Raw genomic sequence first — 8,815 nt, 5'->3', positions numbered from 1 at the left:
CCCCTATAACAAAATCCCCCCCCCAGATATTAACCTAACATGTACCCCACTAACAACTAGTCCAGAGCTAACATATTTTCTAGTAAGGCCTTTTTGCTTAATTGTATAACTTCCAGCTGAAGATCTAGAAGCAGTAATAATACTTGGATATTTAGATTTTTTTTTCCCACTGACCAACAAGGTATTTTCCGCCAAACCATAACATGGTGTGAAAGCACTTTTACTAAATCCACAACGCGAAAAATATCTCACAAATCTTTCTAAAGTCTCGCTACGAACATCCTCTGCTCCATTATATGCTACCTTCCAGCTTTCTAGGTTTAGATCGGCCTTTTCCTCTTTAGTTATATAGTCAACACATAAATCGTATGCAAAATTAGGCGCGCCTGAGTGGGTAGCTCTATATTTAGATATAGCCTTTAGCCAGTTACTGGGCTTTCTGATAAAACTTGATGGAGCGATTGCAACGCAGGTACAACCAATAAATATTGCATGTAATATATTACCTATCAAGCCCATGTCATGATAGAATGGCAGCCATGAAAATATTATGGACTCGCGATTGCAGCCGAATGTATCAGCTATGGAAATTTGATTTTGAATTAAAGCATCATGTGTAATGATTACACCTTTAGGTATCGAAGTGGATCCCGAAGTATACTGTATTAAAGCAATGTCGTTAATTAAAGCACAAGGTATATCGGAAATAACTATGTTATCCTCCAAAGAGTCAGTAGAAATAATAATATTTCGATTGAATGCAAACTGATCGGAAAAGATATTCTCAAGTTTCAGTTTTGTTCCCTCTGTTGTAAAGATCGTATCAGTATTTGAATCTTTCAATATTGCTTTCAAATGAGCCGACTTTCTCGAATAATTTAAAGGTACAGCCGTGATACCCAAATATTGGCATGCAAGAAAACATATAATAAAATCTCTGGCGTCCTCATAAATCAATAATGCTTTTGCATCGGTAATGTTATATTTTTGGAGTAAAAATGCAAGTGACTTAACCGACGAATATAGATTTTCATAAGAAATTCTCTCTATTTCTATGTTGAATTCATCTAAAAAGATAAACGCATCTTTTTCTGGCATCTGTTCAACATGGTTCCTGAGATAATCGATAATCATAAGTAAAGTTGGTTGAAAGTCACACTAGTATGTTTCCGATTATCATCAACCACTGTATTTGTGTTTAGATAAAATAGAGTTACTGTATTTGAGATATTGATACTTTACACCAAAATCTATTTAATTGTAACCTAATTCATTAAAAATTCGGGACTTATATTTAAAATAATGCTCCGCTTCAAAATATCAATACGCACTAATAACTTCGATTCGTTTGTCTTGCTAACAATTTCACAGTTCAACCCCGTGAATGGACCATCCGTTATGATTACGTTTTGTCCTGGCAAGAAAAAATCCTCTGAAACTTCCAGTCCAGATTGTTCATTTTCTAATAATATTAGGTTATTGATAACAATTTCTGGAACTGTAGCTAATTCTCTCCCGATTTTTACAAAACCTAAAACCCCTTCTAGTTCAAGAGTCTTAAAGTAATCAGCCTGATTGCGGATATTGACAAAAATATATCCAGGAAATAATGGCAACTTAACTACTTTTTTTCTATCATGCCATTTCCGAATTTCACGTTTAAGAGGCAAGAAATGTGGAATCTCGTTAGAATCTAATCTAGTAGTAACTTTCTTTTCGTACTTTGATCTTGTAAAGACCAAATGCCATTTTGGAAGCATGTGCATAGGAAAAATATTAACAGCAAGTGAAAACTGGAAGGTATCATTATAATGACTACAAAATGTATAGCTATCGCTACAACCGGTAACAGAAGCTTAGAATTGAGTGCGTTATAATTCGATCTTGTTTACCAAATATAAAATTTCAAACCCGCAATAACAAAGTAAACAATAAAAAAATTACAGAATACTTTCTATAATTTCATATTGGTTAGTCTCATCAATAACATAAGAAAATCACAACAAATAATACATAGCCATACGTCGTTCAGACAGCATTTACATTAAAACATTATTAATATAGCTTTGAAAAAAAATAGATAAACATCTACTTAGGCTTATTAAATCTACTTAGACTTATTAAATTAATATAACGTTTATGTGGAGAACTTTATTACTAATAATTCCTTAAATAGTCTTAGTAGTAATATGACAGAAATTCTCGAAAAGCGAGATCAGAGGATGCAGCTTAATAATTTGAAAAATTTTGATTGAAAAAGTTTAATTCCAGGTATTTATCCTGAATTCTTTCTTACTAGATTTTTTTCATAAAAACTGCAACGCCAGATCAATTACCATAACACAGGTAAAAAATAATCTTGTCAATTAATAGGAGCTTGAGATCCAGAAAGTAAATTGTCTTGACTCAGGTATTACAGTCCTTGTCAAAATTAAATTGTCACATTCTATGTCGGATATAAACCTCATGAAAATAATGTTCTTTAAAGTTTGGAATAATAAGGCTAATCAACCTATAATATGATCTAGACGATTTGAATATCTATACAATTATTAACGACAATATCAGTTTACGAGGGACAGGAATGTGGCTATTTTTCAGGATGTATGCAAATATAATTGAATAGAATATCTTAAAATATACAGAACTGCAGACGACTAATGCGTAAAACATCTTAATCATTACAAGCCATTGACAACATTAGAAAAATCTGATGATGATTTTAATCCTTCTTCTATAAATCTAATAATATTTAGCAAGGGGAATGCTTATGCAGTTATAAGATTTACAGCTAAGTCAAGTGTTACAAGCTTTTACGTCGAAAGGCCAAGATGCGGTTCCTCCTGAACTTGTTGGTCCTCCCCGCTTCAAAAAATATGATCACCGGTTTCCCAATAACAAATAGACTTAACCAATGAATAGTTCAAAAATTTTATGGATTTTTAGGCAATAATGAACTTTACCGATAAGAGTATGGTATTCACTTTTGGCATACTTTCTATTGATTTTCTTTGTAACGAGAAAGATTTTGAGATATTTTAAGCCAAGTGGGAATACTTATAAATATAACAGCACAGGGATATGCCCGAGAATTTATTTATGTCCTAAAAGCTATTAGGAGTAATAGGAAAAAGAAGATAAAAAGCAATCTAAGGCATATTAAGGAAAAAGCAAATATGGCAGATTGATACAATAATAATAGACATCAAAAACTCTGAAGCATTTGAAAAAAATATTATATATTGAAATGAGTTAACTTTGTATTAATTCATACCAATTTAAAAACCTAACTTTTCATCTAACTCTGTTGTTACATCTTCCTGTTTTTGATATTGATCACAATCATACGTAATTGTAACTCCCGATTTAGGAGCTTCAAAATCTGCATGGCTAATTTTTAACGAAGGATTAGCGTAAACACGCTTAATAAAGCCAGCAAATATAGGTAAAGCTGTATTTGCGCCTTCGCCCTGACTAGTGCTGATAAAGTGAAATGCCCGATCTTCACAGCCGGTCCAAATCCCTGTTACTAATTGCGGAGTAATTGCCATAAACCATCCATCGGAGTTATTTTGAGTGGTACCGGTCTTTCCTCCGATTGGGGCGTTCACTTTATACTTATAGTTTAATCTAGATCCTGTACCACCTGTAACCACTCCTTTCAACATTCTGGTCATTACATATGCTACTTCTTCACTCATTACCGGTTTCGGAATGTCCTTTTGCGAGAAAAGCACTACACCATTCTTATCCTCAATTCTAAGTAAATAGATTGGCTTGATATAAATTCCCTTATTTGCGAATGCACCATACGCACCAACCATGTTATATATTGACGAATCAAATGATCCAAGACAAATTGACGGGTACGCTGGTACATCAGGAATCCCCATTTTGGTAGCCAGATTTGCCACAGCCACAGGCCCTACCTGTTTCATTAAATAAGCAGCAATATAGTTCTGAGAATAAGCTAAAGCTTTCTGCAAAGTAATTGATCCCGGTAAAGGCTTCCCAGACGAACCTGGTATATAGGGTTTACCATACCCCTCAATAGTTACCGGAACATTTGGTACTGTATAACATGGCGAATAGCCGTTTTCGATTGCTACAGCATAGGTAAAGGGCTTTGCAGTTGAGCCCACCTGCCTGGTTCCCATTTTAACCTGATCGTACTTAAAATGTTCGTAGTTAATACCACCAACCCATGCTTTTACATGTCCATTGGTCGGGTCCATGGTCATCATGGCATTGCGCAACAACATTTTGTAATAACGTACAGAGTCAATCGGCTTCATCACCGTATCAATATTACCTTTCCAGGTAAAAATGCTCATTTCTGTTTTGGTATTAAAATCGTCCTTAATTTCATCATCAGATTTACCATTTAATTTTAATGACTTATAACGGTCAGACCTTTTAATCCCCTGCTCAATCTGTAAAGTTTTATCCTTAAACGGATTTCTGCCTTTCCAGCTGGCGATAAACTGCGCCTGTAAAATCTTCATGTATTCTTTTTGTGCTTCCTCGGCATATACCTGCATATCATAATTCAATGTGGTATAAATTTTCAAGCCATCGCGGTCTAAATCGTAAGGGGTGCCATCTGGTTTGGTAATGGATTGTTCCTGAAAAATGGTTCTGATATCATTCTTCAGTACAGAACGGAAGTATGGTGCAATACCATCATTAACGGTTGCGGCATTGAAATGCAGGTTTAATGGTTTTTCTTTTTGTTCATCAAATTCTTGTTGGGTTAAAAACTCAGCTTTAACCATTAAAGCCATTACGGTATTTCTACGGTCTCTAGAACGTTCGGGATGGCGGGTCGGCGAATACATGGTAATCCCTTTCTGCATACCAACTAAGGTTGCTGCCTGTGTTAAGGTCAGCTTATCGGGTGTCGTATTGAAATAAACCCTCGCTGCAGATTTAATACCATAAGCCTGGTTGCCAAAATCAACCGTATTCAAATACATGGTAATAATTTCTTCCTTGGTATAGTTACGTTCCAGTTTAACGGCAACAATCCACTCTTTAAACTTGGTTAACACCAGTGAGAAAAAGTTAAGGTTCGATTCCCTAGGAAAAAGATTTTTGGCCAATTGTTGGGTAATTGTACTCGCTCCCTGCTTCTTTCCGATTAAATTATAACCGATAATAGTAAAAGTACGTTTGAAATCTATCCCCGAGTGTTCTTTAAAACGGGTATCTTCTGTGGCAATTAATCCGTTAATTACATTTTCAGAGATATCTTTATATGTAACATTCGATCTGTTTTGAACAAAATAGGTGCCTAATGGCCGACCATCTTCAGCGATAATTTCCGAGGACTGATTACTTTTCGGATGTTCAATATCTCTGAAAGAGGGTAAGGCTCCAAATGCTCCAACTGCTACTAGTGAAATGAATATTGCAAAAATAGCTATACAAGAAACTAAGATTTTCCACAAAAAAAGGCTATATCTTCTAATTTCGGTTTTTGAAAGTGATGAGGCCATCGGCAGAATACAAATTAAAAATGTGAAAGAATAGCAACAAATAATTGGATTTTTATTCCAATAATCGTGTTCAATTCGATCAAATATACGCGGTATATTTCTTTTTATCATAAACTTTCGTGGCTAATATCGATTCCTTCAGGCTGTTATTGACATTTTCTGTCTTGTATTATGAAGTATTTAGTAGCTAAATTCACTATCAGCTAAAAGCTTAGACTTTGGCGAATACGGGGTACCGGATGATTATTTACTGGATCAACCCGTTGCTGGAAGAGGAACTGATACGTACCTAGAAGTATCAGATTTCCAAACTTGGATAGACGGCTTCACGGCTATAACAGTTGAAGTTTTAGAAAAAAGGCTTCTTTGATATTCGAAGACACCAAAACAGCGACTCCAAAAAAAACGAGATAAATAAAGTTATGGAGTAACTGAACTTAACTCCTTGAGGATCGGCTATAGAAAATTTCAGTTTGCAAACTTCATGCAACCTAATGAAAATGGGCCAATTCCTGATTTATGAACTGCCACATTTCCAAAATGGATTTTTTCAATTTCCTTTGATATTTTGCAGGCTATTGACAATATTCAGTCTCTTAAATACCGTATTCTTTTTGAGCCTGATTTTCAGGAACTGTTCCATAACTATATTTTCGACCATATGAAGGTAAGCACTATCCTTTCATATCTATTGTTGAACTTGTCATGACCTATTTCTGTGAGACTAGGGGGTACCATGACACTATCAGTGAAGGGCACCTATGTAAAATAAAGAACAAATAGGATTGCGAATTAAGTGAACTTATTCCCCATATATAGGCGACTAAGACATTTGTTGGATTTTGGTCACCTAAGAAATTTATCCAGAATGTACAGAAATTTTGTACATCCGGGCAAGGAATTCAAAAACCCTTTAGATCAATGGAAAGCTAACGTGTGCTTAATATCTGACACATCGTACTGAATTTACTTGGAGAAAAGTCTGATACGGGTTTCCCTTATAAGCAACTAAACTAAAGTTTGAGGATTTGGAAAGTGTAAAAAATCCCTATTCAAGAAATCTGATTTAGGTGGAGCATGGATTTGTTTAGCAATATTTAAATGACCAGATAATTTTGAAAATTTTAATCGTTTCGCTATTTTTAAACCTAATAATTTGCATTCGAAAAAATAAGAGGTGAGTATTTGGTGCCTTAACGCGAGGAATAAACTACAAAATACTGATTTACAGACAAATAAACCGAAAGGTTCGACTCCCTTCGGCTCCATACAATAATAATAAAGCAAATAGCAAAATATAACCTTCAAAGGTATAGTAACATGCTCATACATAGCGTAAACACAAATCGTTGATTTTAGGAAAAGAGGACTAACCCTTATTCCTAAAATCATTTCTTAATCATTCAAAGAGATTATGAGAACAAATTATTTTAATAGGACATGTTGCGACATCATCAAATGCTTCATCTCGCTCGCAACCTTCTTTTGTTTAACCTTTGAATAAATCTGGGTGGTCCGAATGCTTGAGTGTCCAAGCATGTGAGAAACACTCTCTATTGATATGCCTTTTTCCAGGGTTACGGTTGTCGCAAAAGTATGCCGTGCCACATGAAATGACAATATCTTTGTTATTCCGGCTTTAGCTCCTATCAGTTTTAATTTTCGGTTTGTATACTGATTCGTAGGGCATGGAAAAATTGTCGCCTTATTAATAGATTCAGGATGACATTTATACTTTTGAATTAAATTTAAGGGGATTGGAAGAACAAGTACATGAAATTTTCTTTCAGTAGTATGAAATGTCTTTTGTCTTTTCATTTCTAGCCAAACACCACCATCACTATCATTAGTAAGGTGATTGACAGATAATATATTGATTTCGCTGTAGGCTAGGCCCGTATAACAACTAAATATAAACATATCCCTGATTACTTCTTGAATAGGGTTGGCAAGCGGCAGATTTTTGAGAATATCCAATTCATTATCATCAAGCACCTCCCGGTCTTTGGAAACTATATTTCTTTTAAAATAAATAAATGGGTCTCTCACAATCCAACCAAATTTCAAGGCTAGTCCCATCATCTTTTGGAATCTTTCCATATGCTTCATTACGGTATTATTGGAACAGACCCTTTGTCCTTTATCAGGTGTTTTGGTACGGAGATAAATGCTAAAATCTGTTAAAAACTTAAAATCTATTTTAATTAGCATAATATCTTTTAATTTTTTCTTTTTTAGAAATTCTAAAATAAAACGCTCAGTCGAATAGTAATTTTTCAAAGTTCCTGTTGCTAGAAGTTTTCCTGGTTCCGAAAAATGATACCTTATGAGCTCTGTTAAGGTTCTACCATCCTCCTCTCCTTCAATCTTTGCCCTGATCTTTGCGGCGGTTACTTCCTGCTTCTGATACCGCAACTCATCGTACGCCGCGCCGATTTCGTTTGTGAGTTGCCTCATTCTATCCCGAATAGCATTGCTCACTTGATCAGTACCTCTTAAACGTTGGGATTTTTGATCCCATTTTGATACTTCAACAGTTTTTTTTGTTGCAAAAAAAACAGCCCTTCCATCAACGGTAATTCTAACTGATAACGGAGCCTTCCCAAAGGCTTCCCTGTCCCTTCTAACGAAGAAAGTGACGCTAAAACTGTGGCTAGATTTCATAAAATCTTCTCCTATTTTTTAACCCAAATCTGCACCCAAAAAACAGCTAAAACGGCAACGATCTGGTCTGTTGTCCAAAAATTAATAATTGTAATAAATTTCAGTTTTCGTTGAAAAGACAATGTTAAGAAGAAAATTTGGGTGCAGATTTGGGTTAAAAATGGTTGATATTCGTTAACCCATTATAAACCCAATAAAAAAACAAAACCCCCTAAATGAACCATTTAGAGGGTTTTTGATACAGTTTGTATCTGTTTTTGTCGGGATGGCAGGATTCGAACCTACGACCTCCTGCTCCCAAAGCAGGCGCGATACCGGGCTACGCTACATCCCGAACTTGGTATCGATCTTTTTTGTAATCCTGTTTTAAAAGTGGATTAAACTTTTGTCGGGATGGCAGGATTCGAACCTACGACCTCCTGCTCCCAAAGCAGGCGCGATACCGGGCTACGCTACATCCCGAACTTGGTATCTCCTTTTTTTATTCCCTGTTTCCAGGGGCTGCAAAGTAACGGTTTTAAAATGACATTTTCATTTTTTTTATTACTTTTTTTTTCTTGGCGGAGAGGGCGGGATTCGAACCCGCGGTACCGTTACCAGTACGACAGTTTAGCAAACTGTTCCTTTCGGCCACTCAGGCACCTCTCCTTCTC

4 protein-coding genes and 3 tRNA genes are annotated in these 8,815 nt (G+C 35.5%); all 7 read right to left on the bottom strand.

Going from position 1 to position 8,815, the window contains the following annotated elements; translation table 11 throughout:
* Nucleotides 1-3: 3 nt before the first annotated feature.
* The 7 genes from H9L23_RS07550 to H9L23_RS07520 all read right to left on the bottom strand — a co-directional run bounded on the left by H9L23_RS07550 (nt 4) and on the right by H9L23_RS07520 (nt 8,810).
* Nucleotides 4-1,134 carry an AMP-binding protein gene (locus H9L23_RS07550; protein WP_187594383.1) on the bottom strand — a complete coding sequence of 377 codons (1,131 nt, stop codon included), beginning with the start codon at nt 1,132-1,134 and terminating at the stop codon, nt 4-6.
* Nucleotides 1,135-1,265: 131 nt separating this feature from the next.
* Entirely contained in the window at nt 1,266-1,760 is a 495-nt protein-coding gene (locus tag H9L23_RS07545) for a UpxY family transcription antiterminator (protein ID WP_187594382.1), read from the bottom strand.
* 1,518 nt (nt 1,761-3,278) lie between these two features.
* Nucleotides 3,279-5,498, bottom strand: coding sequence for a transglycosylase domain-containing protein (locus H9L23_RS07540; protein WP_187594381.1), 2,220 nt, complete (start codon nt 5,496-5,498; stop codon nt 3,279-3,281).
* A gap of 1,425 nt (nt 5,499-6,923) precedes the next feature.
* On the bottom strand, nt 6,924-8,162 hold the full coding sequence (locus H9L23_RS07535; RefSeq protein ID WP_187594380.1) for a site-specific integrase: 1,239 nt from the start codon (nt 8,160-8,162) through the stop codon (nt 6,924-6,926).
* Between the two features lie 260 nt (nt 8,163-8,422).
* Nucleotides 8,423-8,496: transfer RNA gene (locus tag H9L23_RS07530), tRNA-Pro, on the bottom strand.
* Between the two features lie 54 nt (nt 8,497-8,550).
* Nucleotides 8,551-8,624: transfer RNA gene (locus H9L23_RS07525), tRNA-Pro, on the bottom strand.
* A gap of 96 nt (nt 8,625-8,720) precedes the next feature.
* A tRNA-Ser gene (locus H9L23_RS07520) sits at nt 8,721-8,810 on the bottom strand.
* Nucleotides 8,811-8,815: the final 5 nt, after the last annotated feature.

Origin of the sequence: Pedobacter roseus, assembly GCF_014395225.1 — a bacterium.
Lineage (GTDB): Bacteria > Bacteroidota > Bacteroidia > Sphingobacteriales > Sphingobacteriaceae > Pedobacter > Pedobacter roseus.
Note: the sequence above shows the minus strand (reverse complement) of the source record. Positions and strands in the feature narration are given on the sequence as shown.

Bases quoted from the DNA above. Each gene is read 5' to 3' on its own strand.
- H9L23_RS07545 (WP_187594382.1), bottom strand. From the start codon at position 1,760: ATGCTTCCAAAATGGCATTTGGTCTTTACAAGATCAAAGTACGAAAAG.
- H9L23_RS07550 (WP_187594383.1), bottom strand. From the start codon at position 1,134: ATGATTATCGATTATCTCAGGAACCATGTTGAACAGATGCCAGAAAAA.
- H9L23_RS07540 (WP_187594381.1), bottom strand. From the start codon at position 5,498: ATGGCCTCATCACTTTCAAAAACCGAAATTAGAAGATATAGCCTTTTT.
- H9L23_RS07535 (WP_187594380.1), bottom strand. From the start codon at position 8,162: ATGAAATCTAGCCACAGTTTTAGCGTCACTTTCTTCGTTAGAAGGGAC.